Source organism: Bacillus sp. PK6-16 (assembly GCF_056530295.1).
This window is the reverse complement of the sequence record NZ_CP096511.1, coordinates 620,554-641,816: the sequence shown is the minus strand read 5'-3', so window position 1 is coordinate 641,816 and position 21,263 is coordinate 620,554. Positions and strand designations below refer to the sequence as shown.

Genomic DNA, 21,263 nt, shown 5'->3' with positions numbered 1-21,263 from the left:
TATAAAAAGCACCTTGCCCTGTATATTTATAAGTAACTACGATCAAAAAATAGCAAAACCCACAGAGAAATTGAATTTCTCCTGTGGGTTTTATTAATTAAAATGGGCTTTTCTCCCTAAAGAAACATATTCAACACAAGCGCAAAACCAAATGCAATAAATGATAACAATGTCTCGAGTACCGTCCACGTTTTAAAAGTTTCCTTCACCGTCAAACCTAAATACTCCTTTACAAGCCAGAACCCTGCATCATTTACGTGAGAAAACATTAATGATCCTGCACCGGTTGCAATAACAAGCAACTCTAAATTCACACCAGACATGTGCTGAATAACTGGTGAAACAATCCCTGCTGCTGTCGTTAATGCTACTGTCGCTGAACCTGTTGCAATTCGAATTAAACCAGCTACCATGAAAGCTAATACGATTGGTGATAACGAAATATGTTCTGCCATTTGTGCAATAGCTGTTCCAACGCCGCTTTCAATTAATATTTGTTTAAATCCACCGCCTGCACCAATTATTAAAATAATAGAACCGACAGGCAATAAACTTTCATCTGTTAATTTTTTAATCATCTTTTTATTAATACCTTGTTTGATACCAAGTAAATAAAATGCTGCGAAACATGAAATAAGTAAGGCGATTACTGGACTTCCTATAAACACGAAAAATTCAGTTATTTTTTTCGGTAATGAAATATATGGTGCAACTACTGATAAAATCATCAATACAACTGGTAATAAAATAATAAAGAATGAAACTTTACGACTTGGCAAATCAGTTGATACTGTCGTAACTCGAACAAGCTCCGGTTCATTTTCAGGTATAACCCTCTTATGTACCCACTTTGCAAATATTGGGCCTGCTATAATAGCCGTCGGTAACGCGATAATTAATGAATATAAAAGTACCTTTCCTAAGTTCGCGTTATAAATACCGATTGCTGTCATCGCCCCTGGATGCGGAGGCACGAGCCCGTGAACAATAGATAATCCTGCAATGACAGGTAACGCAATTAATAATATATTTTGCTTCGTCGTTTTTCGAATGGAAATAACAAGTGGTAATAAAATGACGATCCCCACTTCAAAAAACACTGGAATCCCTATAACAAATCCTGCAAATAACATAGCCCAAGGTAGTTTCTTTACACCGAAAAATCGAATAAAGAAATCTGCCACTTGCATGCCGGCCCCTGAATCGGACATCATTTTCCCTAAAATTGTTCCGAGAGCTAAAATACCAACTAAATGCCCTAGTACACTACCAACACCAGTTTCATAGGCAGTCACTATTTTCGTTACATTCAGTCCAGACGTGATAGCTAAAAACAAACTCGCAACTGTTAAACTAATAAATGCATGCCATTTCCACCATGATACCCCTAAAATAACAATCGCAATTGCAAGTAACGTGACGATTAATAAGTATATATCCATCTCTCATTCCCCTTACTTTATAAAAAAAGAGGGAAAATCCCCTCTTTTTTATACGTCATAATTCACTACATAATGCTGCATTTCTGTATTGTAGTAGCCTTCGCTATATTCAATTACTTCGCCAACTTCATCGTAAGAATAACGCATGCGTTTTAATAGCGCTGTCCCCTCTTTTTCACCTAGCGCTTCTGCAACGAAACTAGGCGCCAGTCCAACAGCGAATTCATCTCTGAAGTTTTCTAAATGAATACCTCGGTCTTCAACTAAATCATAAAGCGATTGCAAGTCAAAATCCGATAAATCTGAACTTGCCATTCCTGCTGAGAAATAGTGCGTATAATGAATGTACGGTGCATCATTTAACGTATATAAACGTTCAATACGAAAACTCTCCTTACCGAATAATCGAAATGGCACTGTTCCTTCTTCATTCTGCACAATTTCTGCTTTTAGCAATTTCTTCTGTACTTTATATCCTTCTTCCACTAACACTTCAGTAAATTTCTTACCCTTTGACAGTTTTGTCGCAGAAGTATTGCGGATGACTTTCGTTCCTTTACCGCTTTTCTTTTCCAAATATCCTTCTTGAGCGAGTTCTTTAATCGCATTTCGCACTGTAATTTTACTCACTTTGAACTCTTCTTCTAACTGCGGTTCGGAAGGAATATTCGTATGAATCGCATATACACCATGCAATATTCGATCACGAATAATATTTTTTATTTGCAAATATAATGGTCCTTTTTTTCTCGTTACGTTCACCGTTACACCCACTACCTTTCTACATCACCTACTGATGCCGTCATTGCCCGAAGTATATCCTTCTCTGATGACATTGGCGTATCACCGACGATTGTATGTGCTAGCATTCCAGCTGCTGACGCAAATGAAACAGCTTTCTCTGGTGCGAACTCCTTTATCTCGCCATGAATAATTCCGCTCGTATAAGCATCTCCAGCACCTATTCTATCATATACAGAAAACGTAAGTGTTTTTGCAAAAGTGAACGTTCCATCTTTACATATAAACCCGCGAAGCGAATGTGTATTATCACTGTTAATAGAGCGATGAGTACCAGCGATTGTAGCGATATGATACGTTTCAGCTACCCTTGGAATAAGATCAACAAGTTGCGCCTCTCGCTCCGTTTCTTCGGTTTTTATTCCTAAAACAAACATTGCATCTTTTTCGTTCATCATAACGATATGAGCAAGTCCCAGCATTTCTTCATAATGCGGTTTTGCCTGTTCATATCCGTCTTCTCCCCAAAGTGATGGACGATAATTACAATCAAAAACGACGGTTCCTCCGTTTTCTTTAACTGCTCTCGCTAAAGACTTCATATGATGGCGTACCGTATCATTCATCGCAAGTGTAATACCGCAAAAATGAACGATATCAATTTCCTTAGCAATTTCTTCAAATTGGTACATCTCTTCAGACGCCGTATTGAAGCTACTTTCTATTCGATTCGAATACGTAACGCGGCTTGCACGTGCACCGAATCCATTTTCTAAAAAATACATACCTACATATTTACCGCCTCTTGAAACAAGAGAAGTTTGAATCCCTAACTTTTGAATGTAAGATACAGCTGCATCTCCAACCGAATTTTCCGGTAAAGTTGAAATAAGAAGCCCTTCATGCCCTAAGTGAGAAAGTGCCGCTGCAACGTTCACACCTGTACCTGAAAATGAGTAATTTAACGTGTTAGCTTGCGACAACAATTCATATCCAGGTACTTGCAGGCGCATCATTACTTCGCCAAACGCTGCAATTTTCTTACGCATATTGATCAACTAGCTTCTTCACGACTGCTAATAATTCGCGAACATCTTCTACTTTCGTATTACCAGTTTCTTTATCAATAATAGAAGAGTACACGTGCGGGATAACTTGCTCTACGTTTGCTTCAAGCGCAATACGTACAATTGTTTCGAAGTTTTCTTTATCAATTCCACCTGTTGGTTCTAATGCGAATCCTTCTTCCGCACAAGCTTTCGCAACTGCACGATATTCTTCTTCATGAGCTAGCCCTTTCATCGGGAAGTACTTCAATGAATTTCCGCCCATATCACGTACAAGTGCGATCGCTGTTTTAATTGGAACGATTGCTTTTTCTTCTCCAGCCGCACTAATTGGGCCAGTAGAAATATTTACGTAACCTACTTTTCCTGTTGGCGATACTAAACTATTAATCCAGCTATCTTTTTCGCCAAGATTTGCACGTGTCGCTCCAACTGAAGGGAACACTTGGTTAATATGGCTACCAGGATAATGCTTCGCAATTTCAGCCACAACTGCCGCTTGGCGATTATCTCCTGCGCCTAGTCCGATTGATACAGCGTCATCAATTTCTTTTCCATATGCTTTCATAGCTGTAACAGCTTTTTCTACTGTTGGATAGTCTTTTGATAACACTCCCACTACTACATAACCTTCTGCTGCTTCAAAAATATCTTTCGCATTTTCTATATTGTTTGCCAATACATTTAATGCTACGCGGCCTTTATAAAAACGTTTTTGAATGTTTGTCATTTTAGTTTCCCCCTACAATTTCTCTCAATTTTTCTTCAATCACATGTATGTCATCACCTTGAAGTGGACGTGGATCAATATCAAAGAATCCTTGTCTTACTCCGTAATCACGTGTATAAATGGCAATTTCCCCTTCGCGTAATGCAGTCACAACATCTTTTGCTGATTTATTTAATTCTTTCTCGTTAATATGAATACGAGCTCGAAAGATTGCTCTTCCAGCTTCATCCTGAACGATCGTTACATTTACACCATTTAATTCTTTTAGCGGCATAAGTACTTGTAGCAATTCTTTTTCTTGCTCGCTCTTATCTTCTTTTACTCCGTACTCATCAAGTGCTTGAAGTAAACCAAAAGTTGTTTCTTTCCCAACTTTCATGCTTCTTCCAATGCAATGTAATTGCACTTTCAGCCATTCAATATACTTTCTTTTACCGCCCACAATACCAGAAGTAGGTCCTTCAATTGCCTTTGAACCGCTATAAATAGCAAGATCTGAATACTTCACATATTTTTGAATGTCTTCTTCAGCTGCTGCATCCACGATAAGCGGTACTTTATTTCGCTGCGCAACTTCCCATGCTTCTTCAACAGAAATCATATTTTTTTGCACTGCATGATGTGATTTCACATACAGAATCGCTGCTGTATTTTCACCAATTGCATCTTCAATATGCTCTGCTTTCCCTTCATTTGCATAGCCAACTTCTACAAGTTTACCGCCGCCTAAGTAAATCATCGTTTCAACAGGAGCACCGTATTGAACGTTATGACCTTTTAACATAATCACTTCGTTTTTCGCGATTACTTCTTGATGAAGTCTTTCACTTTTACGGCGATTTCCTTCTGTAACGATACCAGCGATAGAAAGCGCAATTCCGCTCGATGCTGAATTCACAACGACCGCTGCCTCTGAATCTAGAATTCTCGCAATATGGTCTCCTGCTTTATCTACTAAATCAGCAATTTCCACATAATTTTGTCCACCATGTTTCATCGCATCCATTACTGTATCTGTAGGAGCAGATACACCTAAAATACTCATTCTACCGCTCGCATTAATTACTCTTTTTAATCCGTACTTAGCATTCAATGAATGACCCATTAATTACAACCCCTTTCGTATCAATCCTTCTTTCAGCAATGCGCTGATCCCCTTCTGAATCAATTAACGTAACCTTCTCATCTTTAACCGTAAATAAAGTTAAGTTTGCAATATCTCCTTCTTGAATACGGCCAAGCTCTGGTTTCTTAAGCCACTCTGCCGCATTTTTCGTAACCGCATCAATCACTTCTTCTAGCGGATAACCTAAGTAAAGGAATTTCGAAAGAACGTGAGCCATACTATACACTGGACCGTGCACGCGATTCTTCCGGTAAATATCTGTACTAATTGTATTAAAGGTAATATCATGACGCTTTGCTGCTTCTGCTACTTTAAAAGAAAAACTAGCATTACCGTGACCAACATCTAAATGTACGCCGCGATTCACTGCATCTAGTAACACAGGTAGCGGTTTGCCTTCTTTATCAAATAAATTATTTTCTTTCCCGTTTAAGTAATGTGTAATAACATCATCTTTTTCTAAAAGAGGTACAACTTCCTCAATGCGAGGAGGCGCTGAACCGATATGTACCATAATCGGTAATGATGTTTCACGGGATAAAGAGCGCGCTACATGCAGCGGTTCAATTCCACTATCACAAACGACGCTTTTACTCATTCTCGCCTTTAACCCAACGATTACATCTTTATACTTTTCTACTGCTTCTATCACTTTCTCTTTATCTATCCATTCCATATTGGATAATTCATCAATTCGTTTCAAACCGATGCGAGAAATATTTAAAAAGGCAAATAAATTTGTCTTTGCCTGCTCTCTACTTTGTACTAAATCTGCAATGCGATCAGCACCGCAACTACCCGCATCAACAATTGTCGTTACCCCTTGCTTAACGCCAATTTCATCCACCTCATCGCCATACGGATCAAACTCTGGAAAAGCATGAACGTGTAAATCAATCCAACCACTCGATACGTAAGTACCAGAGTAATCAAGAACCTTTCCACCCTCGCCAGCACCAGCTTTCGTCACCTGTGCGATTTTATTATTTTCAATTACAATGTCAATCTCTTCCCCGTTCACACGTTTCACATTACGTAGTACGAATCGTTCTGTCATTGTACTTCCACCCTTTTCTATAAGAAGCCATAAGAATACGCTTACATTAAAGTTTCATTTTATATCTCTTTCACACGTTTAGCGTAACACAAAAAAAGGGAGAAGTAAATATAACGTTATAATGTTTAAAAGCAAATAAAAAGATGCTCCTCCAAAATGCTAATAGTATAGGAAATTATATCAACGATTTTTTGAATATATCTATCATAACTTACAATATATCAACGATTTTTCAATTATATCTACCGTAACTCACAATATATCAACGATTCGACAAAGAATATCGATTTACCGACAAAAAATATCAATCCCTTTCTTATATATACGAAGAGGTTGCTCCAAACGGAACAACCTCTTTCTCTATTCCTGAACCGTCACAATAACCCCATCCATATTGTTCCCGGAAATTTCATACTGCTTGTTTGCTGGAACGTTCACTTTCATATTCTCAGAAACTTTATAATAAGAAACAGTATATTTCTTACCTTCTACTTCAGTTGAAATCTCTTTTTCCTCTTTTAAAAACTCTAAATATTCCTCTAGTGTGAAATTCTTTTTTTGCATAATTGCGCTATGAGGTAAGCCTACATAACGTATATGCCATGGCTCATATTGAATGCCTGTAATGTTACTTTTATTTTTCGGATAACGTAATACAAAGCCATGCTTCCATACGTTCTCTTCAATCCATTTTCCTTCAGGCGCTTTCTCCATTTTCTTTTGAGTAGACCCAATGTCCAGTGATAATCCTAAGTTATGTTCACTGTATCCTGCTGGAAGTGCATAATCAGATCCCATTTTTTCATATAGCTGTTTTTGCTCGTGGAAATCTCTATAGCCACTACTAATCAAAAAATGGTTAACACTTTCTTTTCCAGCCGCATCGACAACGTTCAAAAACTTTTTCACAACATCCTTTGATAAACGAAGATTTCTATCAAATATTACATAGCCTCTCACTAATTCACTATTATGATTTACATTTATAATATCAGACCTAATACTATCTTTTTTTACTGGGTAATCCCTGTTAACTAATAATAAATCGCCCTTATAAATTTGTTCCTTCTTAATCTCTTTCCCCTCGGTGTTTGCCGCCTTTACTAGCTCATCTTTCTCGACAATTTTAACGTCGATTTCCTTTTGAAATAACGGTGATATATAAACGCCTACACATACTGTGCATACTATAAAAAAAGAAATAAATACCCACTTTTTCATTTCTAGTTCCTCCTTAACGTAACTTACGTATAGAATAGAAAAAACTATTAAAATAAAAAGTGGGGTAAAGTTTAAATTTTTATTAAATTGTTACATTCTCGTCTTTTGGCAATCGTACTTCAAATATCGTTCTAACTACATTGCTCTCAGCAGAAATCGTACCGTTATGTTGCTCGACAATATTTTTCGCAATAAATAGTCCAAGGCCTGTCCCGCCACGGTTCTCAGTTCTTGCTTTATCACCTGTATAGAACATATCAAAAAGATACGGTAAATCTTCTTCCGGGATGCTATCTCCGTAATTCATAATTTGTACGACAACTTCTCCATTATCAACATACCCATTCATATCAACAAATTGTCCATCATAGCCATAACGAACGGCATTTGTTAACAAGTTTTCAAATACTCTAGCTAACAATTTTCCATCACCGTGCATCGGTAAATGAGGAGCCACATTCAATCTAGCTTCTAAATGATGTTTTTCTAATAACGGATACAATTCCTCCTCTAACTGTATAAGCAACTCACTTATATCAATCGGCTTTTTATCCAGCTTTAGCATGCCATAATTCATACGTGTAATTTCAAATAGCTCATCAAGTAAACTTTCCAGTCTTTGCGATTTTGTATATGCAATTGTGGAGAAATGTTTAATTTGTTCTTTTGTTAAATTTTCATCTTTAAGAATTAAATCTAAATATCCTAACACGGATGTTAATGGTGTTCTTAAATCATGAGCTAAATTCACAACAAGCTGATCTTTACTACTTTCAGCAAAGTCTCCTCTTTCAACAGCTTCTTTTAACTTTTCACTTGCAACATTTATTTCACGCGCGATATTTCCAAACTCATCATTTGATGAAACTTGAACTTTATTCGTAAAGTTACCGTTCGCAAGATGATGAATCCCATTAGAAATTTCATCAAAGTATTTTAAATACGGTTTTGTCAAAAAGAAGAAAAAGATAATAGATAACGGAATAAAGAAAATTAAAAAGAAATTAATGTCTCCAAATTCCCTTACCATTGACCTAAATTGTGCTAAAGGCTCTTCGTAGCGAACCATCGTTTTATAATACAGCTGCAATCCTTTATAAATTATATAAGTTACAGTTGCTGCAAGCACCATACTTAACGCAAATAAGGCAATCATTTTAAATCGAAAACTTTTCATCATATTAGCCATTAAAAGTATAACCTACTCCCCACACTGTTTTTATTAATTTATCCTTTCTTTTATCTTCTCCAAGTTTCTTCCGCAACGTACGAATATGTACCATTACTGTATTTCCACCTTCATAATAATCGTCTGCCCATACGTGCTGAAAAATATTTTCTACATTGTACACTTTCTTCGGATGACTCGCTAATAAATATAAAATATCAAACTCTTTCGGCGTTAATTCAATTTGCTCACCATATACATCAACCGTCCTACGCTCGGGATTAATTACGACTCCGCCTATTTCTAAAGCAGATTTACTCTCCGCTACTTTCGGTTGATTTAACGTAAAAAACCTACGCAGTTGTGCATTTACACGTGCAACTAATTCAATCGGTGTGAAAGGCTTCGTCATATAATCATCCGCGCCTAGTACAAGACCTGTCACCTTATCAAAGTCCGAAGTTTTCGCGCTTAAAAAAATAATCGGCATATGATGTTTCGTGCGAATTTGACGCGTCACCTCATACCCATCCATTTTCGGCATCATAATATCTAAAATTACCAAGTCGATTGGCTGCGTTTCAATAATATGAACCGCCTCTTCCCCATCCGCTGCCTTCACAACATGGTACCCTTCTTTTTCTAAATGTATCTCAATTAAATCAGCAATTTCTGCCTCGTCATCCGCTATTAAAATTGAAATGCGCTTCATTTTACTCCCCCTTTTTCATTCCATTTTTATACGCTCGATTGTAAACTAGTCTATCCAATTTGTACAATACAAAAAGGCTACTCGTTAGAGTAACCTTGGTAAATAAAATTATATCAGCGATTTTCTAATTATATCGAACACAACTTGAATTATATCAACAATTATTGAAATATATCGACTTACCGACAATGAACGACAAAATCCTCTCGCTATTTGCGGGCATCCTAATGAAACTTCCATTTACCGCTCAAACACAATCCTCTGCTTCGTGATTTCTTCCAATCTTCCGCGATCTACTTCATACTCAGCATCAACGCTTTGCGGCACCATCACTTTCCCGCCCTCAAGCGTCACTTCCGGCCAAATAATATCCTGCTCCCAATGTCTACTAGAGGCGGATATATCTCCTGGAATCGTAAAGTTAGGCAATGAAGCAAGAGCAACATTTTGCGCTCGTGAAATCCCCATCTCTACCATGCCACCGCACCAAACGGGTACGTTACGCTCCATGCAATAATTATGGATCTGAACCGATTCTGTTAATCCGCCCACTCGCCCTGGTTTAATGTTCACAATTTGGCAGCTGCCAAGCGTAATCGCAACGCGTGCATCTTCTAAACTATGAATACTTTCATCTAAACAAATCGGCGTTTCAATTTTCTTTTGCAACTCCGCGTGATCAAGAAAATCGTAATCCGCTAACGGTTGTTCAATCATCATTAATTGGAATTCATCTAGTCGTTTCAGCCTCTCCGTATCCGCTAATGTATATGCTGAATTTGCATCTGCCATTAGCGGGATATGCGGAAATTCTTTTCGAATCTCTTTCAATAATTCGTAATCATGCCCCGGTTTTATTTTTACTTTAAAACGCTCGTATCCTTCTTCTGCGTACTTCTCGATTTGTTTTAACATAACCGGAATCGTATTGATCCCAATTACAACGCCGACTTCAATTTCAGACTTCGTTCCGCCAAGCAATGTCGCTAACGATTTCTTTTGACGCTTCGCATATAAATCCCAAACAGCCCCCTCTATTCCGGCTTTTGCCATTCGGTTTCTTTTTATATGTTGAAATAGACCCAGTACCTCATTCGGATGAGAAATTTCAGCCTTTAATAAATCAGGTATTAAAAAGTCTTGCAGTATATGCAGCGCTGTCTTCACCGTTTCTTCCGTATACCACGGTTCAGAGAATGCAACGACTTCCCCAAATCCAATGTACCCGTCCGTATCCTCTAATTCAATAACGATACCCTCACGCTTTTCGTAAGTCCCGTAGCTTGCAGCAAACGGGATTACGAGTGGCATTTCCGTTATAAACAGTGTCGCTTTTTTTATTTCCACCTACATCTCCTCCACTAATTGTCTTAACTCTCGTCTTAACAATTTTTTCGAAGCGTTACGTGGTAATTCCTCTAAGAAACATGCTTTCTTCGGCACTTTATATTTCGCTAATTTCTCCTCGCAAAAATGAAGAATTTCTTCTTCTGTTACCGCCCCGCTTTTCACAACAAAAGCTGCTGGTACTTGTCCCCATTTATCGTCAGCCATGCCGACAACACCAGCTTCTGCTACTGCCGGATGAGAAAGCAACACTTCTTCAATTTGAGCTGGATATATGTTCTCTCCGCCAGAAATAATTAAATCACTGCGGCGATCTAATACGTATAAAAACCCTTCTTCGTCTAAATAACCGAGGTCGCCAGTATGAAGCCATCCGTTTTGAATAGTCTCTCGCGTCGCATCTTCACGGTTAAAGTAACCGCCTGTTACGTTCGGCCCTTTTACTACAATCTCACCTTCCGCATGTGACGGCACTACTACGCCATCTTTTTCAATACGGAGTTGGCACTGAAATAGTGGTTTTCCAGCTGATCCTACTTTCGTTAACATGTAATCTGCTGATAACGTGCAAATTTGCGAAGACGTTTCTGTCATACCGTACGTTTGATACACAGGGATTCCTTTTTCTACACATGTTTCTAATAACGGTTTCGGCGCTGGTCCTCCGCCAAGTAACATGCATCGTAAAGAAGCTGGGTATGTCCCTTCTCCAAGTCTCTCTAATAAATCTGTTAACATTTTGGATACAATAGAAATGATCGTAACACCTCTCGTTTGAAGTGCTTTATGAATAAAATCAGCATCATATTTCGGAACGAGTAAAATACGCATGCCATACATAATGTTTTTCATTAAAAGAGAGAGCCCGCCAACATGGAACATCGGCATACAAGCTAACCAGCAATCATCATCACGAAGCCCTAAGTTAAGCGAAGAGCCAACCGCACTTGCCCAATGATTACCGTACGTTAAAATAACGCCTTTCGGTTTTCCTGTCGTCCCTGACGTATAAATGATTGTCATCGCTTCTTCTAAAGAAAACTCTTCTTGTATAGAGGCTTCCTCTTTTGGTCCATTCATCACTTCGGCGAATGAATAGACAGGAATATCTTTAGCATCAAAATCTTGATCCGTCACTAAACAAATAACTTCAGCATCACCCATTTGCCAAAGTAGCTCTTCTCTTGAAAGACGCGTATTTAAAAGCACAGCTACTGCACCTATATAAGATAGGGCGTGAATAACTGTAATCATCTCCATACCATTTTTCATCAGAACAGCCACCTTTTGCCCTCGCTCCACTCCAACATGCGTGAGGTGTTCACAAACAGATACTACTTTTTCATGCAGCTCCATAAAAGTAACTTTCTCTTCCTCTATTTCAATTGCAGTGCGATCTGGTGTTAAAAATGCACGTTGCATTAACCAATTTGGCATCGTCTCCATCATTCATTCTCCTTTCATGAAAGAAAGAGACTTGATATGATATCAAGTCTCTTAGTTGTTTTGTTTCCGGTTTGACCTTTTCGTTGCGTCTCACTTTATTGGCGAGCCGCTTTCGCTTTTGGTCGCGTCCAGCTACAGCAGCTAGAATGTTCGGTGGCTTCACTTCTTCCTACGAGGCAAAAAGCGCCTCTACGTCAGAAGCTCCATCCCCCTCACATTCTGAACGAGCTGCTTTCGCTTTTGGTTTCATCCAGCTATAGCGGCTAGAACAGTCGGTCGTTTCACGCCTTCCTACGAGGCAAAAAGCGCCTCTACGTCAGGAGTTCCAACGCCCTCTTGTTCTAAGCAAGCCGCTTTCGCTTTTGGTTTGATCACGGGAAACGAGGGAATTGACCGAAGTCCGGACTGCGTTTTTCTTTGAATGCGTCGCGACCTTCTTTTGCTTCGTCAGTTGTGTAATACAATAAAGTTGCATCTCCAGCTAGTTGTTGAATACCAGCTAGACCGTCTGTGTCTGCGTTGAATGCAGCTTTTAGGAAACGAAGTGCCATTGGGCTGTTTGCTAAAATTTCTTGTGCCCATTGTACTGTTTCTGCTTCAAGCTCTTCTAATGGTACTACAGTGTTTACTAAGCCCATATCAAGTGCTTCTTGAGCGTTGTATTGACGGCATAGGTACCAAATTTCGCGAGCTTTCTTGTGGCCTACCATACGAGCTAAGTAACCAGCTCCGTATCCACCGTCAAAGCTTCCTACTTTAGGACCTGTTTGTCCGAATACAGCGTTGTCTGCAGCGATTGTTAAGTCACATACGATATGAAGTACGTGTCCTCCACCGATTGCATAACCTGCTACCATTGCGATAACTGGTTTAGGAATTGCGCGAATTAGACGTTGTAAGTCTAATACGTTTAGACGTGGGATTTGGTCGTCACCTACATATCCGCCATGACCGCGAACTTTTTGGTCGCCGCCAGAACAGAATGCACGTCCACCTTCACCTGTTAAAATGATAACGCCAACATTTGCATCATCACGAGCTTGTGCAAAAGCGTCGATTAACTCCATTACCGTTTTTGGACGGAATGCGTTATGTACTTCAGGACGGTTAATCGAAATCTTTGCGATACCATTGTATGTTGAATAAATAATATCTTCGTAATTGCCTTCTTTTACCCATTCAATAGCCATTACAACTACCTCCTTGTATATTTCTGATTTCACCTATAAGCGTGGCTTCCTTCTTGCTGAAAAAAGTATCACTGCATAGTTTTTAGAAATCCCTTTACTATTGTATCAAACTTTTCCGGTTGTTCCACATGAATTGCATGGCCAGCCCCATGAATTTTGACAAATTTCGCATCAGACACGGATTTTTCGATGTTTTTTAATATGCGGAAGAACTTTTCATCATATTCTCCGTTCATTAAAAGAACAGGCATTTTTAAGTTTTTCAGCTCATCCCACCATGAAGGCTGAGCCCCAGTTCCCATGCCGCGCAAGCTATTTGCGAGCCCTTTTGGGTTGTTAGCAAGTCGTTCTTTTCGCACCGCTTCTTGTACGTTTTTTGCTAAACGTTTTTGCGTTGCAAAAAGCGGAATATTTTTCCACATCGATACAAAACTTTCTATGCCTTCTCGCTCAATTTTATCGGCAAGTCGATCATCTTTTTCACGACGTTCTTTTCTATCTGCTTCGTCTTCGAGCCCAGCTGTACAATTTTCTAATAAAAGAGAGTGTACATAATCTGGATATAGACATGCCATCGTAATCGCCAGTCTTCCTCCCATTGAGTAGCCAAGTATATGTACTTTTTCAATATGAAGGTAATCTAGTAGTTCTTTCATTTGCAATGCCACATTTCGGATATCATAATGCGCAACATCTTCAGGACTCTCCGTCTTTCCGTGTCCAACAAGATCCACTACAATAACTTGAAACTGCTCACTCCATGAAGAGATAAAAGAACGCCACGTTTCCATGCTTCCCGTAAAACCATGAAGAAGTAGAAGTGGTTCCCCGCTTCCGACTACTTCATATTCATACGATACACCTTGCAGCGTTACTTTCATTTTGATTCACCTTGTAAAGATGTAGTAATTACGTCCATCGTTTTTGCCCATAATGTACGGTGCAATGTTAAGTTTTCATCACGATTCGTACAAATTTCCACAACGTGTAAACCTTCTGTCGTCGTTCCTTTTCGAACTTCTTCTCGGAATTGCTCCCAACCATTTACACGGCTAAATGAACCGCCGTACATTTTGACAACATGCTCATAATCAAGTCCAATTGGTGTTCCAAATAATGATTCAAAATGTTCCTTTTTCTCATACTGTGGTAAGAATGAGAAAATACCCCCACCATCATTATTTACAACGACAATTGTTATGTTTAATTCATGTAATTTCGCTGCTAACAGCCCGTTTAAATCGTGATAAAATGATAAATCACCAATCACTAATACAAGTGGATCGCAAATAACGCTTGCTCCTAGAGCTGTCGAAATGATTCCATCAATACCATTTACACCACGGTTTGCCATCACATGGATGTTTTTATCCGATGTGAAGAAGAATGAGTCTGTATCACGAATTGGCATACTATTGCTCGCAAATAACGTTGCGTCTTCTGGTAATACGCGCACAATATCTGTAATAACCTTTCCTTCAAATGCAGTTTCATATGTTTCCATTTCACGAAGCGTTTCCTTCGTTTTTTCGTTTATATGTTGCCACATTAGGGACCAATCATTCTTTTTCATAACTGGCATTTTTTCTATTAATGCCTTGCAGAATTCAATGTCACTTGCTTGCACAACTTCTGTCGCAACAAGAGCTGGATCTCTCCATTGTCCTGATTCATCGACAACGATATGAACTGCTTTTGTTTGTTTTTTTATGAACTGCGTTAATGATTTAGAAACAGGCATACCACCAAAGCGAATTAAAACGTCCGGTTTCCATGTTTCTTTTAACTTTTCATTTCGTAAAAATGTATCATAACAGTCAATTACCATCGTTTTATCGTGGTGTCCGCTACGAATATTAGAAAGTGGGTCTGCTAATATAGGATAGCCAGTTTTTTCAGCTAGTTGCGTTGCAAACATTGCGATTTCTGCATGACTATCATCTCCACAAATAATAAGCCCCTTTTCCATATGTGAAAGGCGCCCTACAAGAGAATCTACATATTCACTCGGCATCACCGCGTTTCCTTGCTGAACTACTCCTGTATATTCACTACGTCCTTTATCCCATAAGCTTTCTAGTGAGAAATCAGGGATAAGTGGCTCGCGAACTGGAAAATTAAGATGAACAGGCCCCTGCGGTGCTAAACAAGCATTTGCTACTATACGCTGCGTCGTCATACGAGCGTAATGATACATCGCTTCACTTGCTTCTGGCAGTGCCATCTCTGTAAATTGTTTCACAAAAGTACCGTATAAATTAAATTGATTCATTGCTTGTGGTGCACCCACATCTCTTAATTCATGCGGTCTATCCGCTGTTAAGACGATAAGTGGGACCCTTGAATGAAAAGCTTCACATACAGCTGGATAATAGTTCGCTGCTGCTGTTCCTGACGTACATAATAATGCTACTGGGCGTTTTTTTGCTTTCGCAATACCGAGCGCGAAAAATCCTGCTGATCTTTCATCTACATGTAAATATGTGTTCATTCCTTCGTGTTGTTCCATTAGCAAAGCAATCGGCGTTGACCGTGAGCCTGGACTAATGACAACATCACATACATCTAGACGCGTCAGTTCATCCACGAACGCGCCTAAATAATATGATAATGCTTCTATATGATTGTTCATTTCATTAATTCCTCCAAAGCACCAAGCATCGGTCTAAACTTCAAACTTGTTTCTTCATATTCAAGCTGCGGGACTGAATCAATTACAATACCACAGCCGGCAAATAAGGATGCTTTCTCGCCGTTTAATAATCCGCAGCGCAGCGCAACCGCAAATTCACCATTTCCTTCATCATCTATCCAGCCAATCGGTGCACCATACAACCCTCTGTCTAACAATTCAACATCACGAATCAGTTTCATCGCTTCCAAACGAGGTGTCCCGCCAAGAGCTGGTGTTGGATGTAATTCTTCTACCATTGTTAAAAGACTCGCATCACCTTTTGCTTCTACAGGCGTATATAAGTGGATTAAGTTTTTCGTTGTTAATAAGCCTGGGCTTTCCGGAATATTAACGTATTCGCAATGTTCATTTAGTACCGAGCGGATCATGTTAACAACATAACCATGTTCAGCTAAATTCTTTTCATCATGAAGAAGCGCATTACTATTTCGTTCACTTTCTTCTATAGAATGACCATGACCGATTGAACCAGCAAGACACATCGATGTAAATTTCTCATCTTCTTTGCGAATTAATCTCTCAGGCGTCGCTCCTAAGAAGCATGCTCCTTTATAATCAAAAGAAAATACGTAACAATCCGGTTGACCAATGCGAAGTGCTTCTAAAACAAGAGCAGAATCAATCGAATGGTTCATCTCTACTTTTAGTTCCCTCGCCAATACAACCTTCTGCACGTTACCCTGCTTCATCTCATCTTGTACTTTTTCAATTGCTTTCATCCAGCCTTTCGGATTCACTTCTACTTTAGAAATAGCAGTTAATTTCGATCCGTTTAGCGCACATTTACTCTCCTCAAAAATTCTCTCTTCTAAAGAAATTATTTCATTATAAAGAGTTTCTGCACAATCTGTTGCTGCAACAAATGTATTCATCGTTAACCATGCTTTTTCATTTTTTACAGTTAATAAAAATGCTGGTAGTGAAAATGTCGTATCTTTAAACTCTTTCCATAGGTCCGTTTTCTCTTTTTCTGGATCAAAGGAAAAACCACCAAATAAAAGCGGACCCGTTCCAAATTCATATTCATCTCTTTGGACAAATGCATTCTCTTTTACTTTCTCCCACTCGTCACGAGCGGTTTGAAAGCGCTTATGAGAAGAATTTGCTATAGTGAAAACAGAGCCAATTCCTGCAAATATTACATGCTGAGCCGGGTCTGCAAAATAACATCTATTTTCGAATGAAATCCTTTTTCCTGCTGCATAGAACAGAAGCGGATCCACCCAGTCTATTTGTTTTACAAAACTAACCAATGTTTTTTCGTTAGTTGCACGCTTGATAGCTGCAATAAGAACTTCTTGCAAGCCTTTTTGTTTCGTTTGAATCACAATTGTCTCCCCCCTATGGGCGAAAAATAGTCATAATTACGCTTGATTTTAAGATACACCTCAAACGAAAGGCCTGTCAACGTTTAGCATTTCTGAGAAATTCACCTTCTCTTCCTAGAAAATAAACGTTGACACTAAATGATGCTTTTTCTACACTTAGTTGTGTACAATATGTGACCAAAGGAGGATTCAACATGGAAATGAACGTCGAAACGAATTCCTCTCCTACGGCGCCAAAGCCAAGTAAGCAAACAGGCTGGCGCATCTGGTGGAGTTTACTACGTCCCCATACATTAACAGCAGCTTTCGTGCCTGTTTTCATCGGAACAGCATATTCGATGCAGGTCGGAGGTATAAATCAAATACATCTTCCTCTTTTCCTTATGATGCTTCTTGCTTGTCTTCTCATTCAAGCAGCAACAAACATGTTTAATGAATACTTTGATTATAAAAGAGGACTCGATCACGAAGGTTCAGTTGGTATCGGCGGCGCTATCGTTCGGGATGGCATTCAGCCAAAAACAGTGCTTAACTTAGCATTTGGATTTTTCGGCATCGCAATACTATTAGGTGTTTATATTTGTATAAATTCTAGCTGGTGGCTTGCTGCAATCGGTCTTGTTTGTATGGCCGTTGCTTACCTTTATACAGGTGGCCCACTTCCAATTGCATATACACCATTTGGAGAGTTGACAGCCGGATTATTTATGGGTGTCATTATTATTGGGATTTCATTCTTTATTCAAACTGGAACTGTAACATCAGAAGTCATTTTACTATCTATTCCAAGCTCCATTTTAATTGGTGCCATTTTACTAGCCAATAATATTCGTGACTTGGATGGCGATAAAGAAAACGGTCGTAAAACGTTAGCAATTCTCGTTGGACGTGAGCGAGCGGTTGGTGTACTTGCTTCGATGTTCATCGTTTCCTACATTTGGACAATTGCTTTAATTATCGTGGGCATCGTATCACCATGGATGCTTATCGTATTTTTAAGTGCGCCGAAAGCATTTAAAGCGACGAAAGGTTTTATTGGCAAAAGCATTCCAATGGAAATGGTACCTGCGATGATTGCAACAGCAAAAACAAATACAATCTTCGGTTTCCTAATGGGAATCGGATTATTACTTGGATACTTTCTATAAAAGGAGCTGCTTATGCGGCTCCTTTTTCATATCTGAAATTCATCTCATAATTCCTACTCTCAACGCTCATACTATGTAAAGAAACTGAATTGTAGGAAGGTGGACGACTATGTTAACTCCACAACAAGTAGGTCAATTTAAATCCATTTTAGAAAAACAAAAACAAGAACTAGAGCAAACGATACAAACTCATGAAAATACAGATCGTGCTTCTGAACGTGACTCAGTAGGAGAACTGTCTAGCTATGATAACCATCCAGCTGATATGGCTACAGAGCTATATGAACGTGAAAAAGACTTCGGGCTTATTGAACTTTGGCATAAACAGCTTGAGGACACGAAACATGCCTTGCAAAAAATAGAAGCGGGTACGTACGGCATTTGCGAAGTGTCTGGCGAAGAAATTCCATTCGAAAGATTGGAAGCAATGCCAACCGCTACAACATGCGTTCAGCACGCGACAAATAAATTAAACATGAATACGCGTCCAGTTGAAGAGGAAGTGTTATCCCCTTCTTTCCACAAGCATGATGAGGACCATTCTGTTGAGTACGATGCGGAAGATGCGTGGCAAGATGTCGCAAATTACGGAACATCTGAAACGCCGTCTGATTTAGAAAGACAAGATTCAAAAAACTATAATGGCATGTATGTAAATAGTGAAGAAAACGTAGGCTACGTGGAGGATTTTGAAAACTTTATCGGTACGGATATGTACGGGAAAAACCCACAAGTTTTCGCTACAGAAGAGCATGAAGAATATGAACAAATGCTTGATGATTTTGAAGAACGTACCTTCAAAGGTGAATTATCTTCAAATGAATCTAGTTCCAAAGAATAAAAAAAAGCATTCCGAAAATCGGAATGCTTTTTATCGCTAGCTAATTAGTTTTTTGTAACGTTAGCAGCTTGTGGTCCACGGTTACCTTCAACGATTTCGAAAGAAACTTCTTGACCTTCTTCTAAAGTTTTGAATCCGTCACCTTGGATAGCTGAGAAGTGAACGAATACATCGTCTCCACCTTCAACTTCGATGAAACCGAAACCTTTTTCGCTGTTGAACCATTTAACTTTACCTGTTTGCATGTCATGTACCTCCTAAATAAAAATGAAACTATGAATCCACATGAAAAGGTGGATATAAAGGACATGAATGTATAACAAGCTTACAGCCTTTAATTCAACGTGCTTTATTTCCGTACCACATTATGTAGCTCAATAGTGATTTCACTATATCACGCTATATCCAAAACGTCAAATGAGAACACTTTCATTCCACCATTTTTTTATAATTTTAATATAATGTTGAATTTCCATATTCATATATTATCCCGCCATTTGTGGACAGCTTGATTGGCGGGAGCTGATAATCAGTTTTGGCTGGTTCCACTTTATTTGAAAATTAACAAAACTAAAGTATTCTAATCCTATTAAATTCTGTACAATATAAGTATCTATTACATACGAGGTGAAAAAAATGAGAGCACACGAAATCGAGTATAAGTTATATGGCGATGATATGCAGTTTGTTGAAATTGAGTTAGATCCAGAAGAGAGCGTGATCGCAGAAGCTGGCGCAATGATGATGATGGAAGATTACATAGAAATGGAAACAATCTTCGGTGATGGTTCTGGCCCATCTGGAGGTTTATTCGGAAAATTAATGGGCGCTGGTAAACGTCTCGTTACAGGCGAAAGTATGTTTATGACTGTATTTACAAATACAGGTCACGGCAAGCGCCACGTCTCATTTGCTGCTCCTTATCCTGGTAAAATTATTCCTGTAGATTTAACAGAGTATCAAGGAAAAGTAGTTTGTCAAAAAGATGCCTTTCTTTGTGCCGCAAAAGGTGTTTCCATCGGAATTGAATTTACGAAAAAAATAGGAACTGGTTTCTTCGGTGGTGAAGGCTTCATCATGCAGAAACTTGAAGGTGACGGCCTTGCTTTCATGCACGCAGGTGGAACTGTATATAAACGTGAATTAAAACCTGGTGAGAAACTTCGCATTGATACAGGTTGTCTCGTTGCTATGACAAAAGACATTAACTATGATGTCGAGTTCGTTGGTAAAGTAAAAACAGCTCTATTTGGCGGCGAGGGTTTATTCTTCGCAACATTAGAAGGTCCTGGAACAGTTTGGATTCAGTCCTTAACACTTAGCCGCTTAGCAGCACGCCTTACAAGCCCAGCAGCGCAAAGTACTGGCGAAGGTAGTGTATTAGGTGGACTTGGTCGTTTATTAGATGGGAAAGAGTAAACTGTGCCCTTATGTAGGCATGGCCATCAACTAATAAAATAATAAAATAATAAAATTAAAACACCCTTGCTTGCAGTAATGCAGTGAAAGGGTGTTTTAATTTACGTCTACAAACGAGAAAAAGCAGTTAAAATAAAGTAATAAGGTTTACTTCAGGAAAATAAGGTATATTATATTTGTTGAATAGATTCTCTTTAGAGACAAGAAAAGTAGGTGAACAAAGTGGGAAAATATCAATTGGATTCCAAAAGTCAGGTAGCTGTGGCAAAGTTCCATGAAAAACAGAAACCTGCCAAATTTGATAAAAAGCAGCAACTTGAAAAATTGCGTACGGAATATTTGAAAAAGAAGCAAAAACAAACAGATAAATAATACGTTTTGTTTTTCAAATTTTTCTGTATATAGTGTAAACAAACACAAGAAAATAGGTAAGTTATTCATTGTTCAAATATATACAGGCTATTTTTTCAAACCTCTTACTTATGCAACTAACGCATGCGTCAGTTCATTAAGAATAACTAAAAAAGTCGATTCCTTGAGATGAAAAAGAGTAAACAGTGCCCTTATCGGGCACTGTTTTATTTT

General features: G+C 38.8%; 20 protein-coding genes. 4 read left to right on the top strand and 16 right to left on the bottom strand.

Going from position 1 to position 21,263, the window contains the following annotated elements:
* Positions 1-116: 116 nt before the first annotated feature.
* From gntP to M1D66_RS03135, 15 genes are all read right to left on the bottom strand, one after another.
* Positions 117-1,442, bottom strand: a complete 1,326-nt coding sequence (gntP, locus tag M1D66_RS03205) for a gluconate permease GntP (RefSeq protein ID WP_000356185.1) — start codon at positions 1,440-1,442, stop codon at positions 117-119.
* A gap of 48 nt (positions 1,443-1,490) precedes the next feature.
* Positions 1,491-2,216, bottom strand: coding sequence for a GntR family transcriptional regulator (locus M1D66_RS03200; RefSeq protein ID WP_000539278.1), 726 nt, complete (start codon positions 2,214-2,216; stop codon positions 1,491-1,493).
* On the bottom strand, positions 2,216-3,232 hold the full coding sequence (locus tag M1D66_RS03195) for a sugar kinase (RefSeq protein WP_242554988.1): 1,017 nt from the start codon (positions 3,230-3,232) through the stop codon (positions 2,216-2,218). Before M1D66_RS03195 ends, M1D66_RS03200 begins: the two co-directional genes overlap by 1 nt.
* The gene (gene dagF / locus M1D66_RS03190) at positions 3,225-3,980 is read right to left on the bottom strand and encodes a 2-dehydro-3-deoxy-phosphogluconate aldolase (RefSeq protein ID WP_242554987.1); all 756 of its coding nucleotides are present in this window, start codon (positions 3,978-3,980) and stop codon (positions 3,225-3,227) included. Before dagF ends, M1D66_RS03195 begins: the two co-directional genes overlap by 8 nt.
* A gap of 1 nt (position 3,981) precedes the next feature.
* The gene (locus M1D66_RS03185; protein ID WP_149149983.1) at positions 3,982-5,085 is read right to left on the bottom strand and encodes a DgaE family pyridoxal phosphate-dependent ammonia lyase; all 1,104 of its coding nucleotides are present in this window, start codon (positions 5,083-5,085) and stop codon (positions 3,982-3,984) included.
* Positions 5,063-6,163: an amidohydrolase/deacetylase family metallohydrolase gene (locus M1D66_RS03180; RefSeq protein WP_242554986.1), complete on the bottom strand. Its 1,101-nt coding sequence runs from the start codon at positions 6,161-6,163 to the stop codon at positions 5,063-5,065. Before M1D66_RS03180 ends, M1D66_RS03185 begins: the two co-directional genes overlap by 23 nt.
* Before the next feature lie 360 nt (positions 6,164-6,523).
* A complete protein-coding gene (locus tag M1D66_RS03175) occupies positions 6,524-7,384 on the bottom strand; it encodes a D-Ala-D-Ala carboxypeptidase VanY (protein WP_000759404.1) in 861 nt (286 codons plus the stop codon).
* Positions 7,385-7,466: 82 nt separating this feature from the next.
* A complete protein-coding gene (locus M1D66_RS03170; RefSeq protein ID WP_000002605.1) occupies positions 7,467-8,573 on the bottom strand; it encodes a sensor histidine kinase in 1,107 nt (368 codons plus the stop codon).
* Positions 8,566-9,264, bottom strand: coding sequence for a response regulator transcription factor (locus M1D66_RS03165; protein WP_000822509.1), 699 nt, complete (start codon positions 9,262-9,264; stop codon positions 8,566-8,568). Before M1D66_RS03165 ends, M1D66_RS03170 begins: the two co-directional genes overlap by 8 nt.
* A gap of 240 nt (positions 9,265-9,504) precedes the next feature.
* On the bottom strand, positions 9,505-10,611 hold the full coding sequence (gene menC / locus M1D66_RS03160) for an o-succinylbenzoate synthase (protein ID WP_242554985.1): 1,107 nt from the start codon (positions 10,609-10,611) through the stop codon (positions 9,505-9,507).
* Positions 10,612-12,057, bottom strand: a complete 1,446-nt coding sequence (locus M1D66_RS03155) for an o-succinylbenzoate--CoA ligase (RefSeq protein WP_212125524.1) — start codon at positions 12,055-12,057, stop codon at positions 10,612-10,614.
* A 371-nt stretch (positions 12,058-12,428) separates the two neighbouring features.
* A complete protein-coding gene (gene menB, locus M1D66_RS03150; RefSeq protein WP_000963881.1) occupies positions 12,429-13,247 on the bottom strand; it encodes a 1,4-dihydroxy-2-naphthoyl-CoA synthase in 819 nt (272 codons plus the stop codon).
* A gap of 68 nt (positions 13,248-13,315) precedes the next feature.
* Complete coding sequence (gene menH / locus M1D66_RS03145; RefSeq protein WP_242554984.1) at positions 13,316-14,128, bottom strand: 2-succinyl-6-hydroxy-2,4-cyclohexadiene-1-carboxylate synthase; 813 nt, start codon at positions 14,126-14,128, stop codon at positions 13,316-13,318.
* Positions 14,125-15,879 (bottom strand): 2-succinyl-5-enolpyruvyl-6-hydroxy-3-cyclohexene-1-carboxylic-acid synthase, encoded by a 1,755-nt coding sequence (menD, locus tag M1D66_RS03140; RefSeq protein WP_033696567.1) that lies wholly within the window; start codon positions 15,877-15,879, stop codon positions 14,125-14,127. Before menD ends, menH begins: the two co-directional genes overlap by 4 nt.
* The gene (locus M1D66_RS03135) at positions 15,876-17,270 is read right to left on the bottom strand and encodes an isochorismate synthase (RefSeq protein WP_086386026.1); all 1,395 of its coding nucleotides are present in this window, start codon (positions 17,268-17,270) and stop codon (positions 15,876-15,878) included. The genes menD and M1D66_RS03135 overlap by 4 nt, the downstream gene beginning before the upstream one ends.
* A 194-nt stretch (positions 17,271-17,464) precedes the next feature.
* Here M1D66_RS03135 and M1D66_RS03130 point away from each other — a divergent pair, with 194 nt between their 5' ends.
* Positions 17,465-18,418 carry a 1,4-dihydroxy-2-naphthoate polyprenyltransferase gene (locus M1D66_RS03130; RefSeq protein WP_000425762.1) on the top strand — a complete coding sequence of 318 codons (954 nt, stop codon included), beginning with the start codon at positions 17,465-17,467 and terminating at the stop codon, positions 18,416-18,418.
* A gap of 109 nt (positions 18,419-18,527) precedes the next feature.
* Positions 18,528-19,259 (top strand): yteA family sporulation protein, encoded by a 732-nt coding sequence (locus tag M1D66_RS03125; RefSeq protein WP_000957394.1) that lies wholly within the window; start codon positions 18,528-18,530, stop codon positions 19,257-19,259.
* 44 nt (positions 19,260-19,303) lie between these two features.
* Here the strand turns inward: M1D66_RS03125 and cspD are convergent, their stop codons facing one another.
* Positions 19,304-19,504 carry a cold-shock protein CspD gene (cspD, locus tag M1D66_RS03120; protein WP_001193054.1) on the bottom strand — a complete coding sequence of 67 codons (201 nt, stop codon included), beginning with the start codon at positions 19,502-19,504 and terminating at the stop codon, positions 19,304-19,306.
* Positions 19,505-19,895: 391 nt separating this feature from the next.
* Between cspD and M1D66_RS03115 the strand changes: the two genes are divergently transcribed.
* Both M1D66_RS03115 and M1D66_RS03110 read left to right on the top strand, forming a co-directional pair.
* Positions 19,896-20,678, top strand: a complete 783-nt coding sequence (locus tag M1D66_RS03115; RefSeq protein WP_001201257.1) for a TIGR00266 family protein — start codon at positions 19,896-19,898, stop codon at positions 20,676-20,678.
* A gap of 222 nt (positions 20,679-20,900) precedes the next feature.
* Complete coding sequence (locus M1D66_RS03110; protein ID WP_000521639.1) at positions 20,901-21,050, top strand: hypothetical protein; 150 nt, start codon at positions 20,901-20,903, stop codon at positions 21,048-21,050.
* The last annotated feature ends 213 nt before the right edge of the window (positions 21,051-21,263 follow it).

What these genes read in the sequence shown, in the direction of transcription:
- gntP (WP_000356185.1), bottom strand. Translation starts at nt 1,442, where the DNA reads ATGGATATATACTTATTAATCGTCACGTTACTTGCAATTGCGATTGTT.
- M1D66_RS03195 (WP_242554988.1), bottom strand. Translation starts at nt 3,232, where the DNA reads ATGCGTAAGAAAATTGCAGCGTTTGGCGAAGTAATGATGCGCCTGCAA.
- dagF (WP_242554987.1), bottom strand. Translation starts at nt 3,980, where the DNA reads ATGACAAACATTCAAAAACGTTTTTATAAAGGCCGCGTAGCATTAAAT.
- M1D66_RS03185 (WP_149149983.1), bottom strand. Translation starts at nt 5,085, where the DNA reads ATGGGTCATTCATTGAATGCTAAGTACGGATTAAAAAGAGTAATTAAT.
- M1D66_RS03180 (WP_242554986.1), bottom strand. Translation starts at nt 6,163, where the DNA reads ATGACAGAACGATTCGTACTACGTAATGTGAAACGTGTGAACGGGGAA.
- M1D66_RS03175 (WP_000759404.1), bottom strand. Translation starts at nt 7,384, where the DNA reads ATGAAAAAGTGGGTATTTATTTCTTTTTTTATAGTATGCACAGTATGT.
- M1D66_RS03170 (WP_000002605.1), bottom strand. Translation starts at nt 8,573, where the DNA reads ATGGCTAATATGATGAAAAGTTTTCGATTTAAAATGATTGCCTTATTT.
- M1D66_RS03165 (WP_000822509.1), bottom strand. Translation starts at nt 9,264, where the DNA reads ATGAAGCGCATTTCAATTTTAATAGCGGATGACGAGGCAGAAATTGCT.
- M1D66_RS03155 (WP_212125524.1), bottom strand. Translation starts at nt 12,057, where the DNA reads ATGGAGACGATGCCAAATTGGTTAATGCAACGTGCATTTTTAACACCA.
- menB (WP_000963881.1), bottom strand. Translation starts at nt 13,247, where the DNA reads ATGGCTATTGAATGGGTAAAAGAAGGCAATTACGAAGATATTATTTAT.
- menH (WP_242554984.1), bottom strand. Translation starts at nt 14,128, where the DNA reads ATGAAAGTAACGCTGCAAGGTGTATCGTATGAATATGAAGTAGTCGGA.
- menD (WP_033696567.1), bottom strand. Translation starts at nt 15,879, where the DNA reads ATGAACAATCATATAGAAGCATTATCATATTATTTAGGCGCGTTCGTG.
- M1D66_RS03130 (WP_000425762.1), top strand. Translation starts at nt 17,465, where the DNA reads ATGGAAATGAACGTCGAAACGAATTCCTCTCCTACGGCGCCAAAGCCA.
- M1D66_RS03125 (WP_000957394.1), top strand. Translation starts at nt 18,528, where the DNA reads ATGTTAACTCCACAACAAGTAGGTCAATTTAAATCCATTTTAGAAAAA.
- cspD (WP_001193054.1), bottom strand. Translation starts at nt 19,504, where the DNA reads ATGCAAACAGGTAAAGTTAAATGGTTCAACAGCGAAAAAGGTTTCGGT.
- M1D66_RS03115 (WP_001201257.1), top strand. Translation starts at nt 19,896, where the DNA reads ATGAGAGCACACGAAATCGAGTATAAGTTATATGGCGATGATATGCAG.